The following is a 23272-nucleotide window of genomic DNA, read 5'->3' as shown; positions in this document are numbered from 1 at the left end:
AACCCCCACCCCACCCGGCCTTCGGCCTCCTCCCCCGCCCCCGGGGCGGGGGGCAGTGCGTGGCGATATGCGGCTGGCCGCAGGGCAGGAACAGGAGAAGACCGAAGGTCCCGCACTGCCGATAATTCTGCTATCTTAGAAAAATCAGAGGGGCCCGGGACCCCTTCCTGAGAAAAAATACGAAAAAAACAGTTCACATAATGGTTTCGAGCCGCTGCTCCAGGAAATCAAGCCCTCTCTTGATATCCTCGACGGTCTTTCCGCCGGTCAGGATGATCTTCCCTGAACTGAAGAGAAGAGCGACGATCTTCGGGTTCTCGATGCGGTAGACGAGCCCCGGGAACTGCTCGGGTTCGTACTCGATGTTCTCGAGGTTGAGGGTGATGACCACTTTGTTCAGGTTGATGTACCGGCCCATATCATACGAACAGACGATGTTCGTGACCGCGACCTGCGGTTCATCGTAGGTATCGACACCGGCATCCTTGAGCGATTTCATGATGATATCAAGGCCGGCATGAAGGTCCGGATTGTTCCTGATGCCGGTGAGCACCACTTTTCCCGAGGAGAATATCAGGGATGCGATCTTCGGTTTCTCGATACGGTAGACCGCTCCAGGGAACCGCTTTGTATTCAGTTCACAATTTTTGATCTTTTCAGAGACCAGTTCAAGGTCGATCGAGTCGGCAATTACCCCGGAGGCAACGATGTTCTCAACTTTCAGTGACTCGTATCTTTTCTCATCCATCGATATGAGTATCATTTTTTGGACCATAATACTAATGGATAATCTTTATGCCCATTCCGAATGTGGAGCGCGCTTCAACTTCGTGAATTCTATAAACCAGAAACGCGCAACTTTTATGATCACGTTATGACGGATGATGAGCAAAAACCAGTGTCCTACGAAGACCTCTGTGCGAACTTCAAGATAGACGTCCCTGAATACTATAACTTCGGTTTCGACGTGATCGACACATGGGCGAAGAAGGATCGGAACAAACTCGCCATGATCTGGGTGGATCAGCAGGGAAACGAGAAGAAATACACCTTCTTCGACCTCATGCGCCTCTCGAACCAGGCCGTCAACATCTGTATAAAATACGGCATCAAGAAGGGCGACCGGGTCATGTTGATGCTCCCCCGGACACCCGAGTGGTGGATCTTCGTCATCGCGCTCATCAAACTCGGCGCCGTCTACTGCCCGGCAACGACGATGCTGACTCCAAAAGACCTGAAGTATCGCATCCAGGCCGCCGATGTCAGGATGATCATCACCATGGCCGAGCATGCGGATAAGATCGAGGAGATCCGTGAAGAGTGCCCCACGCTCGCGGTCCGGCTCATGATCGACGGCGTAAGGGACGGGTGGGTCAGTTACCCCGTCGAACTCGATTACCCCGCACCCTGCTCGCACAAACTGGTGAACCTCCCCGGCATGCACCGGACCCGGTCGACGGACCCGCTGCTGATCTTCTTCACCTCCGGGACCACCGGCGAGCCGAAGATGGTTGTCCACGACCACACTTACGCGCTCGGGCACATCGTCACCGGGCGCCTGTGGCATGACCTGCACCCGAACGATCTCCACCTGACGCTCTCCGATACCGGTTGGGGGAAGAGCGCGTGGGGAAAACTCTTCGGCCAGTGGACCGTCGGCGCGTGCATCTTCGTCTACGACATCCGGGGCCGGTTCCATGCCACCGAGATCCTGCCGCTGCTGGAGAAGTACGGGATCACGACGTTCTGTTGCCCCCCGACGATCTACCGGATGCTGATCCTCGCCGACCTCGACAAGTTCGACCTCGCCGACCTCCGGCACTGCTGTAGCGCCGGCGAAGCGCTCAACCCCGAGGTGATCCGGGCATGGCAGGAGGGGACCGCGAGGACCATCTACGAGGGATACGGTCAGACCGAGACGGTGCTCTGCATTGGGACCTTCCCCGGTATGAAATGCAAGCCCGGCTCTATGGGGAAGCCGGCGCCGGGCTGGCATATCGAGCTCCATGACGACGACGGAAACCCGGTCGCCGCCGGCGAGGAAGGACATATAGCGATCAAGACGGACCCGCGCCCGGTCGGGCTCTTCCGCGGCTACCTGAACAACGAGGAGGAGAACTGCAAGGTCTTCCGGAACGGGTTCTACTACACCGGCGACAAGGCATACATGGATGAGGACGGCTACTTCTGGTTCATCGGGCGCGGCGACGACGTCATCAAGTCCTCGGGGTATCGTATCGGGCCCTTCGAGGTCGAGAGCGCCCTCATGGAGCATCCCGCCGTCCAGGAAGCGGCGGTCATCGGGTCGCCCGACGTGATCCGGGGACTGGTCGTCAAGGCCTTCATCGTGCTGAAGCCTGGCTACCGGCCCTCGGAGTCCCTGATCAAAGACATCCAGAAGCACGTGAAGAAGGTGACGGCACCCTACAAATACCCCCGCGAGGTTGAGTTCGTGGAGTCCCTCCCGAAGACCATCTCCGGCAAGATCAAGCGGTACGAGCTCCGCGAGAGGGAGACAAAACGGTTCATGGAGAACAACTCCTGCACTCCCCGGCCCCCCGCCGATGGCGGGGAGTGATTACCTTTATTTTGTTGAAGATACCATAGTGTTAGGCGCGAGGATCGCCGGGTCGGGTCAACGGCGAGCGGTCCATCATACTTTCGTGCGAGAGTTGCCAAGCCAGGTCAAAGGCGCCAGGTTCAGGGCCTGGTCTCGTAGGAGTTCGCCGGTTCGAATCCGGCCTCTCGCATCTTTTCGACTACTTCTCAACAAGGAGCCGTTGATCTTCACCTCCTATCGCCCGGGTCGAACTCAAGCCTTTTTAATTCTGCCGCGTCTACCCCTGAGTTGAGCGGGAGAACGCCGCATCGCGGGGACGATCGTGAGCTTCCCGCTCCGGCCCGCGCTCCTGGGCCTCGATGGATTCAGCCACATACTCGTGCTCTGGTGGTGCGACCGGGTCGATACGGCCGGGTGCCGGTCGGAGACGGCCTGAAAAAAGCCTACACCAGGGGCCCCGAGACGATCGGGATCTTCGCCACGCGATCTCCGGTCCGGCCAAACCCGATCGCGGCATCGGTGGTCCCGGTGCTCGGCATCGATGCCGACGATCGCACGGGTGCTGGACATCAAGCCCTATCTTCCGGCCACCGAACGGGTCCGAGGTGCAAGCGTCCCTGCCGGGTCTTCTCACCGGCCGCAGTGGTACGGAGAGAACCAGGGGTTCGACCGGGCGGCGGAGTTCACCTTCGAGGAATGAGGTCCGGCTGCCCCGCGTTCCCTCTCGTTGACGACTCCTGCCGGCGGGAGATCCCCGGGCGTCCGGAATGGCCGCGACGCCCCGGGAGCGGTCGTTTACCGATCATCCCACAGACGTTGAATGCGTTCAAAAAAAAGAGTTATTTGACCCTGCCAAACTCCTGGCTCACTTCTGCTGCGGACTGGAAGGTCTGGTCCTGGAACATCTCGAGGACCTGGATCACCGCGTCCGGCGCATTGTTCTTTTTCGCGTGGTTGATCAGGTCCTGCTTTCCTGCAGGATAGTCCATGCCTCCGAGGAACTTCTGGAATGCGGATGCACTCAGCTCTTCGACGGAGGCGGTCTGTGCTGCGGAGGCCATGCCGCCTCTGACGGACGGTCTTTCTTCTGCCATAGTTCTCATCACCTGCTTTTAATCTGCATCCCGCATGCGGGACACAGGCCTGCCCATGGTACTAAGTGAATAAAAATGTTGCTGCGTGGTATGGGAAAACTGAACCTAATAAGAGGGTTTCATCTGAGGAGTTCGGGATGGTGCCGACCCCGATCGGGAGGCGTATCCGTCCAGCCGTCCCTTCGGGGGTAGTGACCGGGCGGGAGCGCTCCCGCAGGTATCAGGCGAATCAAGCCCGGCACAGCAGCCGTTCCCAGCCGCACGGTCCTCCTCTTTGTGGCGGTCGGCGCCGTCGGGCTCAGATCATCCCGGCGACCCTGATCTTTCCTCTCGGACAGGATGAGCTGCCGCAGGTGAAACAGGGTGACGGCGGGCGATGACATGACCATGCGCGCCGGTCAATCAAAGAAGAGGCCCTTGCGAACCCCGATTCTTTAAAAAATGGGTGATATTCTGGGTGCTATTCTTTCAGGTAAACCTTAATAGCGGCGGAAGTCGCTTCTCGGCCTGGGGGGCCGCGCTTCGTCAATCTTTAACGTGCGGCCTTCAAATACCGTGTTGTTCAGGGCTTCCTTTGCTGCCTCAGCCTCTTCGGGGCTGGACATCTCGACAAACCCGAACCCTTTGCGTTCGATGACTCTGACGTCACTTACCGTCCCGTACTGGCTAAACAGGTCTTTCAACTGCTCTTCATTTACCGAGTAGGTGAGGTTACCGACGTACAGCTTGCTGCTTTCCATTCAAAGATCCTCGTCACACATGTACGTTCAAACCTTAATTATTCTTCGGCGAAAAGTCCGGGTAGCGGTCAGGGGTACCATCCTCGATACGGGAGTACCCCCGGCAGGTGATCGCTGCTTTCCCTGACCGTGTTGAGCGCCCCGGATCCCGGAGGGGCCGGTTCTGCCCTGCGACGCCGTGGTCGGGGGGGACGCCCGGGTTGGGGACCATACCTATCCCGGCGAAGTGGGGGTAACCCGTGATCCCCGGAGAGGTGCGTCCACGCTGGTCCGGGTATCGATACCCGGGATACACATCGAAAACACTGTGTACGCCCGTCCCTCCCCGCCGGCTTCCGGTTCTTCAGGTCTACCCGGGAATAGATACTTTAATGGTGGCTGGGCTCATTCGTATACACCACCAGGGAAATATACGGGGGTCTTGCATCACCGCCTTTCATGGAGTTGATTAACTGACGAACACACGAGGATCACAAAACAACGAAAGCGAAGAGATTGTACGAGTACGGTTGCCGAAGAAGCGAAATCGGGAGATGTTCGCCCGGGCCGACCTGATGCTCGGGGCAAACCACATCCGCGTCCGCTGCGAGGACGGCGTCACACGCACCGGGCGGATCAAGGGAAAGATCAAGAAGCGGCTCTGGATACGCGAAGGCGACCTCCTGATCGTCGTCCCCTGGAGTTTCCAGGACGAGAAATGCGACATCGTCTATCGCTACATCAAACCCCAGGTCGACTGGCTCAAGAGGCACAACTACCTCAGCCAGTGAATACTTTTTCTCTCGAAACCGTCGAGAGGCCGTCCTCTGGAAGGCTCTCGCATACGGACTCCGCCCGAGAGCGAAGGTCGGTCACCAGGGCAGAACTCCGGGTTCTTCCATCGCTGTCTGGCATCTATCAGCACAAGCCCTGACCGGTAGCATGAGTGAGATCAACCGCTTGATCGGTATGCACCAGGACGAAGGTCCTGCTCACTGATGCTGTTACGCTTGCCGCAATCTGCATGGTGAGCATGATGAGCCGCATGGCATCCTGAAGCGTTCCGCCGTCCCACGCCTCCTGGATGCACTGATTGGCGATCCGTTTCGTGGTATCGTTTCCCAGCACCACGAAATTGCTTGCCCTGCCACGCTTTGTCACCTCCATCCGGGAATCGACGATCTCGGCGATCACGTAACTGCCTCTCGTAGCATACAGCCTCCTGCAGCGGACGCTCGCCCCCTCGGTCTCGGTCACCTCGCCGACGAGCACCCCGTCCTGCTGCGATGCGACCTTGACCTTATCGTCCCGGACATGGATTGTCACGCCAATCTCAGCCGCCCGCTCCGCAAGGGCCGCGTCGGAGGCGATCGAACCGCCATAGAGTTCGCGCTCCAGTTCTTCGATGCAGGAGTCGTCCCCCTGAAATGCAATCTCCCGCATATCCCCCGCCATAACGGCGCCCGATCTTCCGATGAATGCTATCACAAGACTCATACAGTAACCCCCCGTCCATCTGCCACCGCCCACCCGGCCTCGCTCCATCCGTCCTGGTGAGATCGCTTCCGGTATGACTTTTGTTCTGTCATCCAGGGCCACCTGCATGGTGCGAGGCCAGGTCTGGAATGCCGGCATCGGCGGCAATATCTATAGCGCGTTTTTTATAATACTCATTCTATTCACCCCCACTACAGGGGGTGGCAGGAATGGCGGAGGCATGGTTCACGGTGAACCGGGGCGGATGGTTGAGAAGTACCTGGCCGGGGTGGATTACCCGGCGCAGAAGAACAGCGTGCTCGTGTAGCAGCAGACCTGCACGGACGATAGGCCGGGATACGGTCCTATCCGACCGGGCAGGACCACTCGTCCTGTTGTCTCAGGAAGAGGAGGTCACTCGCTCCCTTCTCCGGCCCCCTCCCGGCCCCGGGGGCCCCAGACCGAAGGCCGGGGTTTTGCTGCCGGAGTCCGGGCACGCTCCGCTACGGCACCTGCGAGGAGCGATGGGTAATACCGGCTGGCGTACTCTTTCACCATCCGGCGGGACGAGAACCGGGGAGCGTTGCTCTTGATCGACTCCTTCATCATCTTCACCCAGCCGTGGGGGACATCGTCGATGGAGCGGTTGTAGTAGAGCGGGACGACCTCCTTCTCCAGAAGGTCGTAAATCGCCGCGGAGTCGACGGTGTTCCTCGCCCCGGGGGCCGCACCGTCCCCGAACGCCCATCCGTTTCTGCCGTTGTAGCCCTCGATCCACCAGCCGTCAAGGATGGAGAGGTTCAGGACACCGTTGAGCGACGCCTTCATGCCGCTCGTTCCGCTCGCCTCCATCGGGGGCAGGGGGTTGTTTAACCAGACATCGACGCCGTGCACCAGGTACTGCGCCACCTGTTCGCCGTAGTCCTCGACGAACGCGATACGTCCCCCGAACTCGGGCTGCTGCGCGTAACGGTAGATCCTCTGGAGCACGCGCTTGCCATCGTTGTCGTTCGGGTGGGCCTTGCCGGCGAAGACGATCTGGACGGGGTACCAGGGGTTGTTCAGGATGCGCTTCAACCGATCCAGGTCCTCAAAGATGAGGTGTGCCCGCTTGTAGGTCGAGAACCGCCGGGCAAACCCGATCGTCAGGACGGAAGGGTTGAGGAACGCCCCTTCAGCCGCAGGGTTCGACGTTCCTCCGCTATGCGTCGCCCACTTTACCCGTTGCCGCTCCCGGATCCGGTGGATGAGTTTCCCCTTCAGGTGGAGATGGATGTCCCAGAGTTCATCGTCCGGAACTTCATCGATGAGTTCCCAGACCGCCGGGTCGTCATGCTCCGAGAGCCAGTCAGGAGAGGTCGGCCCGATGTAGCGGTCGTAGAGGTCCTTGACCCGGTGGTTCAGCCAGGTCGGGAGATGGACGCCATTGGTGACATGGTCGATGGGCACCTCCGTCTCGGGCATCCCCGGCCACAGGCAGTTCCACATCTGCCGGGTGACGGTCCCGTTCGCGCATGAGACCCCGTTGTGGTGCGCGGAAGCTCGCAGGGCGAACGCGGTCATGTTGAAGCCTGCGCCGGGGTTCTCGGGGTGAACGCCGAGTTGCAGGAACCGGGTCCGGTCGATGCCGAGCGCCGGGTAGTAGGTCCTGAAATAACGGTCGATGAGGTCGACAGGGAATACGTCGTGGCCTGCCGGGACGGGCGTATGCGTGGTGAAGATCGATGTCGCCTGCACCGCGCAGAAAGCTTCCTCAAAGTCCATCCCCCGTTCGACCCGCTCCCGGATCCGCTCGAGCAGCGCAAACGCCGGGTGGCCTTCGTTCAGGTGCACCGCCGAGTACTCGATGCCGAGTGCGTGGAGCACCTTTCTCCCGCCGATACCGAGGACGATCTCCTGGCGGAGGCGCTGCTCCAGGTCTCCCGTGTAGAGCCGGGAGGATATGCCCCGGTTATGGGAGTCGTTGCAGGGGATATCCGTATCCAGGAGGTAGAGCGGCACCTTGCCGACCTGGACCTTCCAGACGCCGACGTAGACGGGCGGGTCGATATGCTCGACCCGGACCACCAGGTCTTCGCCGGCCGCATCGAGCACCCGGGTGATCGGCGCTGCGCTGCGGTCGACTGATTCGGTGATCCCCTCCTGCCAGCCGTCGGGGTTGATATGCTGGTGCAGGTAGCCCTGCGAGTACATGAACCCGACGGCAACCATCGGGAGACCGAGGTCGCTCGCCTCCTTCAGGTGGTCGCCGGCCAGGAATCCAAGCCCTCCCGCGTAGAAGGGAAGCGAGTGATGGAGCCCGTATTCAGCCGAGAAATACGCGATCGGCAGTGCCGGGTGTTCGGGGAACTCCTGTGAGAACCAGGTCCCGTTGGTGGTCATGTAGCGTTTGAACCGGCGCATGACGATATCGTAGCGGTGAAGGTAGGCAGGGTTCTCAGCCGCCCGGTTCAGGAACTCGACCGGTATATCGCGGAGCATCCGGACCGGATTATGGACGCTTGCCTTCCATGCCTGCTGGTTCACCTGCTTGAAGAGTATCCGGGCCTCTGAGTTCCAGCTCCACCAGAGGTTGTATGCGAGGTCGACGAGCCCGGAGATCCGTTCCGGGACGTGGGCAAACTGATCGTGTAGCAAATTCCCCATGAATTCTGTCCTCTGTTGAATGGTGTACTTTCCGTGTTTATTATTATATATGTCTACGGATTTTTATAGAACGCCGGAATATCGAGGAAAACAGAAAAAATAGTGCATTTCAAGGTGCTCAGGGTCCGGGGTTCATCCCCGCCCGTATATCCTCGTAACCTCGGCGAACTCCCGGAGGCCTTCCTCCCCCATCTGCTCCGGCCGGAGCCGCCACTCCCAGTTCCCTTCCGCCGTGCCCGGCCGGTTCATCCGCGCCTCCTCCCCGAGGCCGAGGACGTCCTGCATCGGGACGATCACGGTCTTTGCGGGGGAGAGCATCGCGAACCGTATGAGGATCCGGTGTATCTGGTCGGCGCCGACCGGTCCCCCGATGTAGCGGAACAGGAGGTTTTTCTCGTCGCCGGAGACCCCGTGCTCGAACCATCCCCGTGCGGTGTTGTTGTCGTGTGTCCCCGTGTAGGCGACGCAGTTCCGTGTGATGTTGTGGGGCGCGTGAGGGTTCGTTGCGACGTCGCCGGAGAAACCGAAGATCAGGATCTTCATCCCCGGGAACCCGAAGTGAGCCATCATCTCATGGACGTCGGAGGTGATGTAGCCGAGGTCCTCGGCGATGATGGGGAGGCACGACCTGCTCCGCACAAGCTGGGTGAAGAGGTCCCGGCCGGGCGCATCGACCCAGCGCCCGTTCTCCGCGGTCGCCTCCCCGGCCGGCACCTCCCAGAACTGCACGAACCCCCGGAAGTGATCGAGGCGCAGCCGGTCGACGAGAGCGAGAGTGCGGTCGATCCGGCTCTCCCACCACCCAAATCCCCATTCCCGGTGTACGTCCCAGTTGTAGACCGGGTTTCCCCAGAGCTGCCCGGTGCTGCTGAACATATCCGGGGGGACGCCCGCGACTGCGGCCGGTTTCTTCTGCTCGTCCAGCTTGAAGAGCCGGGGGTTCGCCCAGAGGTCGACACTGTCGTAGGTGAGGTAGATCGGTATATCCCCGATGATCTGGAGGTGGCGCTTGCGGCAGTGGATCTTGAGCACGCCCCACTGGTGGTCGAAGATGTACTGGAGGAACTTCTCCCGGAGGATCCGGTCGGCAAGTTCGGTACCGTACTTCGTGAGCGCCTCCTCGCGCCGGTCCCGGATCCCGGCCGGCCAGTCGCTCCAGACCTTCCCCGAAAACTCCTCCTTGAGGGCCACGAATATGGCATAGTCGTTGAGCCACGAGACGTTCTCGGCTGCGAAGTCCTTGTAGCGGAAGTCAGGGCCACGCTCTTTGAACCGCTCGAACGCCCGGTCGAAGAGGCCGTTCTTGTAGTCCATGACCGCCCGGTAGTCGACCCGCTCTGCGGGAAAACCGGGCGGGTCTGCAATATCCTCCGGTCCGAGGAGACCGTCTGCGACCATCTGCTCGGGGCTGATGAGCCAGGTGTTCCCGGCAAACGCCGAGACGCCCTGGTAGGGCGAGTTGCCGAACTCCGGGCATGTCGGGTTGAGGGGGAGGATCTGCCAGTAGCGCTGCCCGGCATCGGCGAGGAGGTCTATAAATCGGTGCGCTGTCGGCCCGAGGTCGCCGATCCCGTAGGCCGACGGCAGGGACGTTATGTGGAGGAGAACCCCACTGCCTCGCCGGTTCATCTCCGGTCCCTCCTCATGCCACTCTCACGCCGAGGCATCTCGCCGCCTCCCTGAACGCTTCCATCCACCGTTCCGCATCCCGGTCGCCCCGACCGGCCCGTTCCTCCATTACGACATAGTTTTTGCGCATCTCGATACATAGGTTCTGAGCCTCCCAGAGGGTGAGGGGGAGCCCTGCTCCCTTCGCGCACCCGACCATACGAACGATCTCCTCAAGCGGCGCCGGGTTCCCGGGCCGGCTCGCTGCCGCCCCCGCCGAGGCCTCGATCCGCCGGCTCGCCGCCGCCCCGAGAGCTACGAGGACAGGCGCCATCACATCCCTCGCGAGCGCCAGAAAGCCGTCCGGATCGGGGCAGCCTGCTTCGATCAACGAGCGCAGCCGCTCACTGGAGGCGTGCTCCCGGAGAAGGGCGGCGCCTCCCGTCTCAGGGATCCCGAGATCCTCAAGCACCGAGAGGAGCGGAGCTGCGTCCTGGTAGACACCGCAGATGGCCTCTCCGATCCCGGGAGCGATCCGGCGGGCGATCGCCCACCGTTCCTCATCAGAGAGGTCGGGCCCGGTGTAGACCCGGGCAAAGGAGCCGGATACCGCCCCGGCCGGGTCGGCGCCCATCACCTCCTCCCAGGTCGCCCGGAGCGCCTCCTCGCCGCCGTCCTCGCGCACGCCGACGGCGACCCGGTCCATCCCGGAGAAGAGCGCGACCGCGTCAAAGAGCGCCTCCTCCCCCGTCGCCCGGGACCGGACCCGGACGGTCCCGAGGGTGCGGCGGAGGCCGCCGGCATCCGACCGGTAGCGCCAGTCCCCGTCGACGGCGTACATCCCCGACGCGACCGCAGGAGGCTCGAGGTCGAAGAGCGCGTAGAGGGCCGCCCCTGCCCCGATCCGGGCGAGGTCAAACGCCCGCGGCCTGACCCGGGCCTCGTACACATCCGCGCCGGTCACATACTCCGGGTCGTTTGTCCCGGCCCGGCGGAGGGTATCGATGAACGCCGCCTCAAGGTCGAGGCCGAGGGTCTGCCGGGCAAGGTCCATCGCCCGCCCCGCGTGCCGCATCACCTGGACGCTCCCCGGCTCTGTGATGTCGTCGAAGAACCAGCCGCAGCTGGTCTGCATCAGCATACCCTGACGCTCCATCTCGAGGAGCGAGAGCACCCGCCGCCGCTCATCGGGGGTGAGGTCGCGGAGGGCGTGGCGTGAGAAGAACGCCGCCGCGGCCTCGTCGGACCACCGGGCGAGGACGAGGGTGACGGCATCCTCCCGGGCCGCCGCGGGGTCGCGGACGAGGGGCGCGAGCGCCTCCGCCGCCCGCGGGGCGATGACGTCCCGGACCATGACGACCGCCTTCCGGAGCGGTTCGCGCCATGCCTGCGAAGATCCCGGGTCCGCCCCGCTGTGGCACCCGCACGCCTGTTGCCACCGCTCGAGGCCGTGGACGCAGCTCCAGGACGTCCTCTCCCGGACGATGACCTCGTGTCCCGGTGGGTGGGCGGCGAGGTACTCTCCGTAGACCGTGAGGCGTGCGTCACGACTTCTTTCGATGGTGCGGAGACAGCAGGCGAGCGCCATATCCCCGAACTTCCTGTGGTGGCCGTAGGTCTCGGCGTCGGTCGCGATATGCACGAGTTCGGGGCGGTCCCTCCCGGGAGAGAACGCACCGAGCAGCCGCCCGGCAAACCGTCGCCCGTCCGTGAGCAGGTCGCCGAACGCGACGTCGTGGGCGATACCGCCGTCGTAGAAGAAGACCGCGATGGACCGCCCGGAGGGGAGGCGGCAGAGGTAGGGCATCCGCGTCTCGACCCGGCCGCCGGAGACGTCCGTCCAGGCCCCCTCCCCGATCTTTCGCACTCGTGCGGCCTGGTGCGGGGCGAGGATCGTGAACCGGATCCCCGCCTCCGCTGCCAGGTCCAGGGACTCGAGATCGACCGCCGTCTCCGGCAGCCAGATCCCTTCGGGCTCGCGGCCGAACCGGGCTCTAAAGTCGCGGACTCCCCAGGCGACCTGGATCCGTTTCTCCTCCCGGGTCGCGAGCGGCATGATGATGTGGTTGTAGCAGCAGGCGATCGCGGACCCATGACCGGCGTAGCGTTCCCGGCTCTCCCGGTCGGCCTCGACGATCGCGGTGTAGACCGCCGGGCGGTGCTGCTCAAGCCAGGCAAGAAGCGTCGGGGCGGCCGTGAAACTGATCCGTGAGTAGGTGTTCACGACCTCCGCGATCAGGCCGTCCGGGTTGAGGAGGCGTGCGGCAGTGTTCGGTTCGTAACACTCCGCCGTCACCCGCTCGTTCCAGTCGTGGTAGGGAGCGGCCGACCGCTGGACCTCGACCTCGCCGATCCAGGGGTTCTCCCGCGGCGGCTGGTAAAAGTGGCCGTGGATGCAGACGGCCCGGTCCATCGTCACGCCCCCTCCGGGGTGAAGATGACCGCACCGAGCGGGGGCAGGGTGAGCGGAAGGGACCACGGCCGGCCGTGTGCCGGGACCTGCTCCGCCTCCACCCCCCCGAGGTTCCCGACGCCGCTCCCCCCGTACTCGACCGCATCGCTGTTGAGCACCTCCTCCCAGAACCCGCCGAACGGGACGCCGACCCGGTAGCCGTAGCGCGGCACCGGGGTGGCGTTGCAGGCGACGAGGACGACGTCGTCGGCCGAGAGCCCCCGCCGGAGGTAACTGACGACGCTCTTCTCCACATCCGAGAAGTCGACCCACTCGAACCCCCCCGGGTCGGCGTCCCGCTCGTGGAGGGCGGGCTCCCGGCGGTAGAGATGATTCAGGTCGGTGACCCACTGGAGGATCCCCTGGTGAGGAGGGTACTGCAACAGATGCCACTGGAGCCCGGCATCGTGGCTCCACTCCGACCACTGCCCGAACTCACCGCCCATGAAGAGGAGTTTCTTGCCCGGATGCGTGAACATATACCCATAGAGGAGCCGGAGATTCGCCCGTTTCTGCCACTCATCGCCGGGCATCTTTCCTGCAAGCGAGCTCTTCTCGTGGACGACCTCATCGTGCGAGAGCGGGAGGATGTAGCGTTCCTGGAACGCGTACCATATGCTGAACGTCAGGAGGTCCGGCCGGTACTTCCGGAAGGCCGGGTCGAGGACGAAGTAGTCCAGCGTGTCGTGCATCCAGCCCATGTTCCACTTCAGGTCGAACCCGAGCCCCCCGGTCACGGTCGGGGCGGTCACCCCCGGCCAGGAGGTCGCCTCCTCGGCGATGACGAGGGCGCCCGGGAAGTTCGCATGGACCATCTCGTTCACCTTCCGGAGGAACCGTATCGACTCGAGGTTCTCCCTCCCGCCGTAGACGTTCGGTATCCATTCCCCGGCGCTCCGGGCGTAGTCGAGGTAGAGCATCGAGGAGACCGCGTCCACCCGCAGGCCGTCCGCATGGTAGTGGTCGAGCCAGAAGGCAGCGCTGCTCGAAAGAAACGACCGGACCTCGTTTCTTCCGAGGTTGAAGATGTAACTCTTCCACTCGGGGTGGTACCGCTGACCCGGGAGGGCATGCTCGTAGAGGTGGGTACCGTCGAAGTAGGAGAGCCCGTAGCCGTCAGCGGGGAAGTGGGACGGCACCCAGTCGAGGATCACCCCGATCCCGCGGTGGTGGAGAGCGTCGACGAGGTGCATGAAGTCCTGAGGGGTGCCGTAGCGGCTCGTGGGAGCGAAGTAGCCGAGCGTCTGGTAGCCCCAGGAGGCGTAGAACGGGTGCTCCATGACGGGGAGGAACTCGACGTGCGTGAACCCGGTCTCAAGCAGGTAGTCCACGAGTTCGGTCGCTGCCTCCCGGTAACTCAGGGACCGGTTCTCTTCTTCCGGCACCTTCCGCCACGACCCGAGATGCACCTCGTAGATGGATATCGATCCATCAGGGGAGTTCTGTTCCTCGCGGCAGCGCATCCACCCCCGGTCCCGCCAGGGGTAGGCAAGGTCCCATATGATGGATGCGGTCTTCGGCGGAATCTCCCAGAAGTGCGCGAACGGGTCGCCCTTATCCACCGTGTAATTGTTGTAGCGGCTCGTGATACGGTATTTGTAGAGCGCTCCGTGGCCGATACCGGGGATGAATCCTTCCCAGATGCCGGAGTCGTCGCCCCGTGCCAGGAGCGGGTTCCGGCCTCCTTCCCAGCGGTTGAAGTCCCCGATGACCGAGACCTCCGCGGCGTTCGGTGCCCAGACAGAAAAGAAGGTTCCCTGCACGCCGCCGGAGACGGCAGGATGCGACCCCAGTTTCTCGTAGAGGCGGGAGTGGCTCCCCTGCCGGAAGAGGTAGACGTCGTAGTCGGTGATGAGGCTCCCGGTCCTCGTGACATCCGGTAACGCCTGCTGCATGGGCTCATCCTCCTCGTCGAGCATCATCGAAGGTTGCCGGAGAGGACTCTGCCATAGACACCAAGCATCCTCTCCATGACGACGCTCCACCTGAACTGCTCCATCACCTTCCGGCGCCCGGCCTTCCCGAGCCGTTGCATGTAGGCCGGGTCGTCGATGAGGTGGCAGATCCCCCAGGCGATCGATTCCGGCCGGACGGGCACCTTGATGCCGTTCTTGTAGTTATCGATGTTCTCCGAGAGCCCTCCGACGTCGGTCGCGACGACGCAACGCTCGGCGCTCCACGCCTCCGTGAGGACGAGCCCGAAGGGTTCGTTCCTGCTCGGTATCGCGACCAGGTCGCAGGCGTTCAGGAGCCGGACGTGCTCCGCATCGGCGACGTACCCGAGGAACTGGACCGGGAGACCGTGCGCCATCCCCTCCAGGTAGCCGCGCATATCCCCGGTGCCGGCGAAGAGGAACTGCACGTCCCAGCGCGTGGCGAGGATCCGGGGTATGGCCTGCATCAGGAGGTCGGGGCCCTTCTGGTAGGTGAGGCGGCCCACGAAGAGGACGACGGGCGCGAGCGGATGGATGCCGTAATGCTTCTTCACCTCGCCCGGGTCGACCATGGTATGGTAGGCGGAGGGATCGATCCCGTTCGGGACGACGGTGACCTTCCACTCGGGGACGTTGTAGAGCCACATCACCTCGGTCTTCGTCGAGTTCGAGACGGTCGTGATCGCCTTTGCGATGTAGCCCCCATACCACTCTTTCCCCGAGATCTCCTTAAACTCCCACCAGCCGCCGAAGTTCCCCCCGTGCCGCCCGTACTCGGTGGAGTGGTAGGAGAAGACGGTGTTGCGGTCGCGGAGGAGGTGCATCGCCTCAACGACATGCCAGTCGTGAAAGTGGAGGATGTCGAACGCCGGGGTGTCGCAGGCACGGAAGGCCTCCACAAGCATGGTGCTCATGGTCTTGCAGTACTCGACGATGTTGTCGCCGTAGGGAAGGCAGTAGTGGTAGTGGACAGCGTTGATCGTCGTGTCGTCCCCCTCTCCCCGCGTGAAGAAGTGGACTTCGTGCCCCATCCGGGCGAGGTTCTCGGCGAGCTCGGTCGCCGCCGGCGCAAGGCCGCCCACCTTGAACGTGGAATGGAGCGACTCCCAGCAGAAGAATGCTAGCTTAAGCGTTTCCATAATTTCTCTATCCTCTTCTGGATCGTCGACTGAAGCCTGATGCGGTCCGAGACCCCCCGGATCTTCCCGGCCAGTTGTCCGTCGCCGATGACCTGGTCGACCCACCGGGAGAAGTCCTCCCGCTCGACGTGGTAGCGGATGACCTCGTCCGGGACGAACTCGAGCATGCTCGCGAGTTCCTGAAGGCTGTGAGCGGCGTACCCAACCGGCCGCTCATATGACGAGAAGGAGAACGCCTTCTCCGGCGGGACGCACCGGAGCGCGAGCGCGGACTTCGGGGACCGGGTGGACGCGGCTGACCGTTCCTCGGCGTGCGAGAGGATCCGCATGAACAGCGCGAAGTGGTCGTAGGTCGCCTGGTGGCTGACGGCGTGGAGCGGTCTTCCGCACGAGACCGAGCGCATGGCCATCCTGCGGAGGTGGTCCGTATCGAGGAGGCAGCGCCAGACCTCCGGGTCGGTGACCAGACCGCCGGCCTGCTCGAGCGCTTCAAGGGCGGACTGCTGCAGGATGGTCCTCTGGCAGCCCTGCGGGCCGGGCACCGCGGTGGTCTTCCCGATCTCGGCGTGCGGCGTCGCCCGGGCGGCCTCCGACGGGTGGACGGTCGTTATCCCCTCCTCGGCGAGGGCGGACGGGAGCGCCCGCAGGAACTCGAGGATGCCGGTCGCGGGATCGATGACGTCCCCGAAGATGCGGTAGTCAAGGAAGAGCGTGATGCAGTCGCCGGGAGAGGCGGCAAGCCATCCCGCGTAGCGGTCGGCCATGAGAGGCCACCGGTCCCACTCCCTCCAGGGAAACCGCACGGCGATGTCATCGGAGAGGTCGCACTGCGTGACGAGGACCGGGAGGCCGCGATAGGTGTAGATGGAGTTCGGGTCCCTCTCCGCCCCGGGCCCCTCGCTCCCCTCGATGATAGCCGCCTGGATCCCGGCTCCGGCAAGCGCCCGTGCGGTGGCGGGGGTGATGGGGTGGTCGGTGTGCGCGAACGTGGTCGGCACGACCGAGAACTGCTCCTGCATCAGGTCGCGGTGCATACGGACCTCGTCCGAGAACTCCCTGATGTCGGAGAACTGACCGGCGACACTGTGGTAGTAGGTCGCCGCGAGAACCTCGACGTTCCGGTGGGTTGCCACGCGGGAGATGAGTTCGAGCGTCTCCGGGTACCACGCTTCAAGGTGCTCCACGACCATCCCGGAGATGCTGACGGCGCACTTCAGCCCGTCATCGAGAAGGTCGAGGAGGATCTCCGTCGTCGGCGTGAAGGACCGTTCGATGACCCTTCCGAAGTCTTCCTTCGTGTTCGGGTTGAAGTAACTATCCTTCAGGTTTCTCTTTCCCTTCACCATATCTGGCTGAAATCCGGGATTGAGGTAGCAGGGATAGTGAATGTCGAATCCCAGACAGACCGCCGGTGGATTTGAGTCCTCGCCTGTCATCAGTGCTAAATGGCCGTTTGCGTATATAAATGTCATCAATACGGAATATCTTTCGCAGTTTCGTCCCCTATCAGGCCTGGTTCTCCAGTCACCGGCGCGCATTCTCCCCGGAGAGAGGAGAGGGGGTCGAGAACCCGGGAACTCTCCAGAAAGGAGACCCCCGGATGACCGGGATCTGCGCAAAGAGCGCTGGAACTACCGCAAGAGCGATGCAGACGGGAGGAGGTCCCGGTCGCCGCCGACCGGAAGATCGGGGTAACGGACTATCCTCGATGCAGGAGATCCCCGGCATGACCCGGTTCAAGCCCGGGTGATGGTCATCCAGACCAAAACATTCTCTAACGACTTCCCCCGATCATCTTTCAGGAAGTGTGGCCGCATGGATTACCTGGAAGAGTTTCCCGTTCTCATCATCGACGACGAACTGCACTCGGAGACCGCGGAGGGCCGGGCGAGCCGGGAGATCGTGAAAGAACTGATAGACGACGATTTTCCTGTCATCGAGGCGCTGACCGCCCGCGACGGGGTCCACGCGTTTCTTTCGCACCCGCATACGAGCTGTGTCGTCATCGACTGGGAACTCACCCCCGAGGCCGTGGACGGCATGCTCACCGCGCAGGAGATCATCACCCTCATCCGGGAGAGGAACCCGAAGATCCCGATCTTCCTGAACACCGAGAAACTGGCGATCTCCGCCATACCGCTCTCGGTCATATCCCGGATCGACGGCTACATCTGGAAACTCGAGGATACCCCCGGCTTCATCGCCGGCCACATCAAGCGGGCGGCAACGAAATACCTCGCCGACGTCCTCCCGCCATTCTTCCGGGGATTGATGGACTACGTCGAGGAGTATAAGTACTCCTGGCATACCCCGGGCCACATGGGGGGCGTCGCGTTCCTGAAAAGCGCCCCGGGCCGGATATTCTACAACTTCTTCGGCGAGAACGCTCTCCGGGCCGATCTCTCGGCCTCGGTGCCGGAACTCGGCTCGCTCCTGGAGCACTCCGGCGTCGTCGGGGAGGCGGAACGGAAGGCCGCGGAGGTCTTCGGCGCAGACCGGACCTACTTCGTCACCGGCGGCACGTCGGCCGCAAACAAGATCGCCTGGCTTTCGACCGTCACCCCCGGCGACGTCGTCCTCGTCGACCGGAACTGCCACATGTCCGTGATGCACGCGATCATCATGACCGGCGCCGTCCCGGTCTACCTCATCCCGGCCCGGAACGAGTATGGGATCATCGGGCCCATTCACAGCCGCGAGTTCCTGCCTGAAGTCATCGAGGAGAAGGTCCGGAACTGCCCGCTCATCGAGAACCCTACGTCACAGACGGTCAGGATGACCGTGATCACGAACTCCACCTACGATGGGATCTGCTACAGTATAGAGCGGATCGAGGAGCACCTGCGGGATGTGGTCCCGTACCTCCACTTCGACGAGGCATGGTCCGCCTACGCAAAGTTCCACCCCCTCTACGCCGGAAGGTTCGGGATGCACCGGGCGGAAGCGGCCGGGCCGACGGTCTTTGCCACCCAGTCGACCCATAAGGTCCTCGCCGCCTTCTCGCAGGGCTCGATGCTCCACGTCAGGCAGGGGCGGGGACCCTTCGACCACCCGCGGTTCAACGAGGCGTTCATGATGTTCACCTCGACGTCGCCGCAGTACACCATCATCGCCTCCCTTGACGTCGCCACCCGGATGATGGACGGACACTCGGGGAAGTTCCTCATCGAGGAGGCGATCGAGGAGGCGATCGTCTTCCGGAAGAAGATGGTGACGGTGGCCGAAGAGATCCGGGCGGGTCCCTTCCCGGAGGAGGACTACTGGTGGTTCACCATCTGGCAGCCCGACTGCATCATGGATCAGGGTGGGGAGCGCCCCCTCGGGGAGGCGGACGACCTGCTCCTCCGGAGTCAGCCGGACTGTTGGATGCTGCACCCCCACGATGCGTGGCACGGCTTTCCTGGCATCGAGGAGGGTTACGCCATGCTCGACCCGATCAAGGTGACCATCCTCACCCCCGGGATCAGGCCTGGTACAGGCATGGAAGACCGGGGGATACCGGCGGCCGTCGTCACGAAGTACCTCAGAGAGAATGGGATCGTCGTCGAGAAGACCGGGTATTACTCGTTCCTGGTCCTCTTCACGCTCGGGATCACCCGGGGCAAGTCCGGGACCCTCCTCGCGGAACTCTTCCGGTTCAAGGCCCTCCACGACGGCAACAGCCCGCTTGAGGAAGTCTTCCCCGACCTGGTGCGCCAGCACCCCGCCCGGTATGCCGGACGGGGCCTTGCCGATCTCTCCTGGGAGATGCACGGCTACCTCCGGGAGAAGTCGATCACGGAGACCATCAGGAGCGTCTATGCGACGCTGCCTGAGGCGGCGATGACGCCGGCGGAGGCCTACCGCCACCTGGTGCGGGGCGAGGTGACGCCGGTGCCGGTAAGCGAGCTCGAGGGGCGGACGGTCGCGGTGATGGTCGTCCCCTACCCGCCAGGTATTCCGGTCATCATGCCGGGGGAGCGGTGCACCCCGGCCACGCGGGCGATCGTCGACTACCTCGTCTCCCTGCAGGATTTCAACGATCTCTTCCCCGGGTTCGAGAGCGAGGTGCACGGGGTGGACGTCGTGGTGGAGGACGGCCGCCGGGTCTTCTACGTCTCCTGCGTTGCGGAATGACGGAGCCGGATGCTGAATTGTGTTGGAGACAGGGGCCTCTATCTATAGACTGGAATTGGGAGCTGCTAGGAGAGAAATCGTAATTGAAGGTTCTTTTAAATTGATATGGATGAAAAGGTAGCGTTAACTGTCTTGGAATTGATCGATCATTGTGACATATCACGTTTACGTGAATACCCATGCCGTGAAGTACAAAGCATTGATACACAAATCCGAATGTGGCAATTGCAAAAACGGTACTGGTAAATCAGGGAAAGGTACGCGGGGAGATCGGGGACGTTGGCTTGGCCCATTTGATTCGATACAGGATGCAGAAAAAGCCGCTAAAGATGCCAATTACGCGAAATGTTGTCTCAGATCCAGACCTCGGCAACTTTGATCTCCCACATTTTTGACCAGCGCCATCCATGTGATGTACTTTCCCCATTTGCCACGATCCGTGGGCGGATTTCTTTAATCTGGGCGGGAAGGACCATTGATGAGGAAAAGTCCCGTACAGTGGATCGTGGGGGATATCGCCACTGGGGAGGGGCTGACGGGGAGGGGGGAGCATTCCCCCTCCCCTGTCTCCAACGCGCAGGGTTCTATGTTACTCGTCGCCCCACCCCACCCGCGCTTCGCGCTCCTCAGTCGCACCTATCGGTGCTCAAACTCCTTCCCCTACGGGGAAGTCGTTCCGCCCCCTGGGGGCGGGCAGTGCGTGGCGATACTCGGTCGAAAGTCGTATCCGAAATGTGTCAGATAGTTTTCGGCTATGTGGAGCGGGATCCAATCAAGGAGTCATAAATGATAAGATTCACACCTGGGCTTGCATAACCAGTGGAAGTTTAAAAACATATCAGACCCAGACCTGCCCCCTCTCGCAGGCCACTTCGAACATGTTCAAAAAAGTGGTTATTCTCCCTTCAGCATCGCGTCGATCGCCGCCGCCGCCTTCTTCGCCGAGCCCATCGCCTCGATCACCGTCGCGGCGCCGGTGGCGATGTCTCCGCCGGCGTAGACGTGGGGGATCGAGGTCCGGCCGTTCTCGTCGACGACGACGTTGCCCCTCCGCCCGCGCTCGAGGCCCGGGATCAGGGAGACGAGGAGCGGGTTCGGGCTCGTCCCGATCGCCTGGATGACCATGTCGACGTCGAGGGTGAACTCACTCCCCTGGATCGGCTCCGGGGATCGGCGGCCACTCGCGTCGATGCCGCAGAGGGACATCTTCACGGACTCGACGCCGGTGACGTGCTGCTCGCCGAGGATCCGGGTCGGGTTCGTGCAGGTGAAGAACTCGATCCCCTCCTCCTTCGCGTGCTCGACCTCGGCCCTCCGTGCCGGCATCTCCTCCTCGCCCCGACGGTAGATCAGGGAGACCTTCGCCCCCAGGCGGCGCGCCACCCGGGCCGAGTCCATCGCGACGTTGCCGCCGCCTATCACCGCAACGCGGGCGGCGTGCAGGACCGGCGTGTCGGACTCGGGGAACGCCTCGGCGTGCATCAGGTTCACCCTCGTCAGGAACTCGTTTGCGGAGTAGACCCCGTTCAGGTTCTCCCCGGGGATGCACATGAACGCGGGAAGCCCCGCCCCGGTCCCGAGGAAGACCGCGTCGTAGCCGAGGAGTTCGTCCGTGCTGACGCTCCTCCCTACGAGGTGGTTCTTCTTCAGGCGGGCGCCGAGGGCGAGCACCTGGTCGATCTCCGCTCTGACGACATCCTTCGGGAGCCGGAACGCAGGGATGCCGTAGGTCAGGACGCCGCCGGCCTCGTGGAGCGACTCGTAGATCGTGACGGCATGGCCGGCACGGGCGAGTTCGGCCGCGGCCGTCAGCCCGGCAGGGCCGGAGCCCACGACCGCCACGCGCTTCCCGGTCGGCCTTGCCACCTCGGGGAGTTCGACGCCGTTCTCCCGCTCCCGGTCGGCCACGAACCGCTCGATCGCGCCGATCCGGATCGCCGTCTCCTTGTTCCCGAGGATGCAGACGCCCTCGCACTGGGTCTCCTGCGGGCAGACCCGGCCGCATATGGCCGGGAGCATGTTCTGCTCCTTGAGCGCCCGTGCGGCGGCGGGGAAGTCCCCTTCCGCGACGTGCCCGATGAACGCGGGGATGTCGATAGAGACCGGGCAGCCCCTCACACAGAGCGGTTTCTTGCACTGGAGGCAGCGTTCCGCCTCGGCGATGGCCTCTGCGGCGGAGAGGCCGCCGTCGACCTCTTTGAAGTCCTTGATCCGGACGTCGGCAGGCCGGTCACTCATGGTGGTGGCCTCCTTCACCGCACCGGCACCGGTGCTCCGCAAACCGCTCGAGCGATGCCTTCTCCTGCCCGGTGTAGATCCGCTGCCGCTGCATCAGTTCGGCAAAGTCGACCTGGTGGGCGTCGAACTCAGGGCCGTCGACGCAGGCAAACTTCGTCTCCCCGCCGACGGTCACCCTGCAGGAGCCGCACATCCCCGTCCCGTCGACCATGATCGGGTTGAGGCTGACGTAGGTCTTCACCCCGTAGGGCACCGTTGCGCCGGAGGTGACCTTCATCATGATGGCGGGGCCGATGATCCAGACCCGGTCGATCGTCCTCTCGGCGAGCAACTTCTTCAGGACGTCGGCCGCAAACCCGTGAACGCCCTTGCTCCCGTCGTCGGTCGTGACGTGGAGTTCGTCGCAGATCTCACCCAGCTCGCCCTCGAGCATGAGAAGTTCGGCGTTCCTCGCCCCGATGATCCCGATGACGTGGTTGCCCGCGCTTTTGAGTTCCTGTACGATGAGGGGCATGCTCGCGATCCCGACACCGCCGCCGACGACGCAGCAGGTGCCGTAATTCTCGATATCGCTTGGTCTTCCGAGCGGCCCCGCGACGTCCTTGATGCTGTCGCCCGCGCGGAGGGTCGCAAGCTCCTCGGTCGTCTTGCCGACGGTCATAAAGATCACCCTGACGGCGTCTCCCCTGACGGCGGAGATGGTGAGCGGTATCCGCTCGCCCGCGTCATGGAGGCGAATGATGAGGAACTGGCCTGCCCGTGCGTGCTCGGCCACCTGCGGTGCGCGTATCCAGTATTCGTAGACCCGGTCGGCGAGTCGGGTCGCTGATTCCACCTTATACAACTGCTTCACTCCTGACGGTGCCGGTCGATTCTACCATCGAGATGCATCCGAACATTTCATACATATTGTGGCTCCAGCCTCTTTACTTCACCTGTTCTATATAAACCCGGGGTCGTCGCGCGCCGGAAGAATCCTCCGGATATCTGAAAGCCACGTCAGGAACCGGACCCGAAACACGAACGGTTATCTCCCCACCCGTCGCATGCATACCCATGCAAAGTGCGGTTCGCTGGGGGATTGCGCTGATCGTCATCGGCGTGATCCTTGCGCTGCTCATTCCCTTCTTTGGCATCCCGCTCATCGTGATCGGCGTCGCGCTGCTCATCTGGCGGGGGCGCGAGGGGACCATCGAAGCGATCAAAGAGTGACACCATGATACTGACAACGACTGCAGAGGTGCCGGGCTACGCCGTGGGAGAGATCCTGGGCGTGGTCTTCGGCAACAC

The 23272-nt window shown here is 62.9% G+C and carries 19 protein-coding genes, 1 tRNA gene and 1 pseudogene; 9 read left to right on the top strand and 12 right to left on the bottom strand.

From position 1 onward, the window contains the following. Positions 1–193 precede the first annotated feature (193 nt). On the bottom strand, positions 194–748 hold the full coding sequence (locus V6K60_RS00970; RefSeq protein ID WP_332448641.1) for a TATA-box-binding protein: 555 nt from the start codon (positions 746–748) through the stop codon (positions 194–196). 126 nt (positions 749–874) lie between these two features. On the opposite strand from V6K60_RS00970, the gene V6K60_RS00965 reads away from it, so the two are divergent. The 4 genes and pseudogenes from V6K60_RS00965 (at position 875) to V6K60_RS00955 (ending at position 3260) form a co-directional block, all read left to right on the top strand. Beyond that, a complete protein-coding gene (locus V6K60_RS00965; protein ID WP_332448640.1) occupies positions 875–2578 on the top strand; it encodes an AMP-binding protein in 1704 nt (567 codons plus the stop codon). 87 nt (positions 2579–2665) lie between these two features. Continuing rightward, a tRNA-Leu gene (locus V6K60_RS00960) sits at positions 2666–2750 on the top strand. A gap of 197 nt (positions 2751–2947) precedes the next feature. Beyond that, positions 2948–3058: pseudogene (locus V6K60_RS12815) on the top strand (hypothetical protein); the annotation flags it as partial. A gap of 43 nt (positions 3059–3101) precedes the next feature. Then, on the top strand, positions 3102–3260 hold the full coding sequence (locus V6K60_RS00955) for a hypothetical protein (RefSeq protein ID WP_332448639.1): 159 nt from the start codon (positions 3102–3104) through the stop codon (positions 3258–3260). A gap of 139 nt (positions 3261–3399) precedes the next feature. On the opposite strand, the gene V6K60_RS00950 is transcribed toward V6K60_RS00955, so the two are convergent. Further along, the gene (locus V6K60_RS00950) at positions 3400–3654 is read right to left on the bottom strand and encodes a DUF2795 domain-containing protein (RefSeq protein ID WP_332448638.1); all 255 of its coding nucleotides are present in this window, start codon (positions 3652–3654) and stop codon (positions 3400–3402) included. Positions 3655–4133: 479 nt separating this feature from the next. Then, positions 4134–4394: an RNA recognition motif domain-containing protein gene (locus V6K60_RS00945; protein WP_332448637.1), complete on the bottom strand. Its 261-nt coding sequence runs from the start codon at positions 4392–4394 to the stop codon at positions 4134–4136. A 452-nt stretch (positions 4395–4846) separates the two neighbouring features. Between V6K60_RS00945 and eif1A the strand changes: the two genes are divergently transcribed. Next, on the top strand, positions 4847–5164 hold the full coding sequence (eif1A, locus tag V6K60_RS00940; RefSeq protein WP_332448670.1) for a translation initiation factor eIF-1A: 318 nt from the start codon (positions 4847–4849) through the stop codon (positions 5162–5164). A 127-nt stretch (positions 5165–5291) separates the two neighbouring features. Here the strand turns inward: eif1A and V6K60_RS00935 are convergent, their stop codons facing one another. After that, on the bottom strand, positions 5292–5870 hold the full coding sequence (locus V6K60_RS00935) for an MJ0548 connectase family domain-containing protein (protein ID WP_332448636.1): 579 nt from the start codon (positions 5868–5870) through the stop codon (positions 5292–5294). 106 nt (positions 5871–5976) lie between these two features. Between V6K60_RS00935 and V6K60_RS00930 the strand changes: the two genes are divergently transcribed. After that, on the top strand, positions 5977–6177 hold the full coding sequence (locus tag V6K60_RS00930) for a hypothetical protein (RefSeq protein WP_332448635.1): 201 nt from the start codon (positions 5977–5979) through the stop codon (positions 6175–6177). Positions 6178–6263: 86 nt separating this feature from the next. Here V6K60_RS00930 and glgP read toward each other — a convergent pair whose 3' ends face one another. The 6 genes from glgP to V6K60_RS00900 form a co-directional block, all read right to left on the bottom strand. Then, entirely contained in the window at positions 6264–8495 is a 2232-nt protein-coding gene (gene glgP / locus V6K60_RS00925) for an alpha-glucan family phosphorylase (RefSeq protein WP_332448634.1), read from the bottom strand. Positions 8496–8627: 132 nt separating this feature from the next. Then, complete coding sequence (malQ, locus tag V6K60_RS00920; RefSeq protein WP_332448633.1) at positions 8628–10124, bottom strand: 4-alpha-glucanotransferase; 1497 nt, start codon at positions 10122–10124, stop codon at positions 8628–8630. A gap of 13 nt (positions 10125–10137) precedes the next feature. Next, complete coding sequence (locus tag V6K60_RS00915) at positions 10138–12516, bottom strand: DUF3536 domain-containing protein (protein ID WP_332448669.1); 2379 nt, start codon at positions 12514–12516, stop codon at positions 10138–10140. Positions 12517–12518: 2 nt separating this feature from the next. Continuing rightward, positions 12519–14477, bottom strand: a complete 1959-nt coding sequence (gene glgB, locus V6K60_RS00910; protein ID WP_332448632.1) for a 1,4-alpha-glucan branching protein GlgB — start codon at positions 14475–14477, stop codon at positions 12519–12521. After that, the gene (locus V6K60_RS00905) at positions 14474–15628 is read right to left on the bottom strand and encodes a glycosyltransferase family 4 protein (RefSeq protein WP_332448631.1); all 1155 of its coding nucleotides are present in this window, start codon (positions 15626–15628) and stop codon (positions 14474–14476) included. The genes glgB and V6K60_RS00905 overlap by 4 nt, the downstream gene beginning before the upstream one ends. After that, the gene (locus V6K60_RS00900) at positions 15610–17064 is read right to left on the bottom strand and encodes an alpha-amylase (protein WP_332448630.1); all 1455 of its coding nucleotides are present in this window, start codon (positions 17062–17064) and stop codon (positions 15610–15612) included. Before V6K60_RS00900 ends, V6K60_RS00905 begins: the two co-directional genes overlap by 19 nt. Before the next feature lie 164 nt (positions 17065–17228). Here V6K60_RS00900 and V6K60_RS00895 point away from each other — a divergent pair, with 164 nt between their 5' ends. Together V6K60_RS00895 and V6K60_RS00890 are read left to right on the top strand one after the other, a co-directional pair. Further along, complete coding sequence (locus V6K60_RS00895) at positions 17229–17378, top strand: hypothetical protein (protein ID WP_332448629.1); 150 nt, start codon at positions 17229–17231, stop codon at positions 17376–17378. Positions 17379–17443: 65 nt separating this feature from the next. Beyond that, the gene (locus tag V6K60_RS00890; RefSeq protein ID WP_332448628.1) at positions 17444–19744 is read left to right on the top strand and encodes an Orn/Lys/Arg decarboxylase N-terminal domain-containing protein; all 2301 of its coding nucleotides are present in this window, start codon (positions 17444–17446) and stop codon (positions 19742–19744) included. 894 nt (positions 19745–20638) lie between these two features. On the opposite strand, the gene gltA is transcribed toward V6K60_RS00890, so the two are convergent. Continuing rightward, positions 20639–21982, bottom strand: coding sequence for an NADPH-dependent glutamate synthase (gene gltA / locus V6K60_RS00885; protein WP_332448627.1), 1344 nt, complete (start codon positions 21980–21982; stop codon positions 20639–20641). Beyond that, positions 21975–22835: a sulfide/dihydroorotate dehydrogenase-like FAD/NAD-binding protein gene (locus V6K60_RS00880; RefSeq protein ID WP_332448626.1), complete on the bottom strand. Its 861-nt coding sequence runs from the start codon at positions 22833–22835 to the stop codon at positions 21975–21977. The genes gltA and V6K60_RS00880 overlap by 8 nt, the downstream gene beginning before the upstream one ends. A 203-nt stretch (positions 22836–23038) precedes the next feature. Between V6K60_RS00880 and V6K60_RS00875 the strand changes: the two genes are divergently transcribed. Further along, on the top strand, positions 23039–23194 hold the full coding sequence (locus V6K60_RS00875; protein WP_332448625.1) for a hypothetical protein: 156 nt from the start codon (positions 23039–23041) through the stop codon (positions 23192–23194). Positions 23195–23272 lie beyond the last annotated feature (78 nt).

The sequence above is a fragment of the Methanoculleus sp. genome (genome assembly GCF_036677455.1).
In the GTDB taxonomy this organism is placed as follows: Archaea; Halobacteriota; Methanomicrobia; order Methanomicrobiales; family Methanoculleaceae; genus Methanoculleus.
This window is presented reverse-complemented; position numbering and strand designations above follow the sequence as displayed.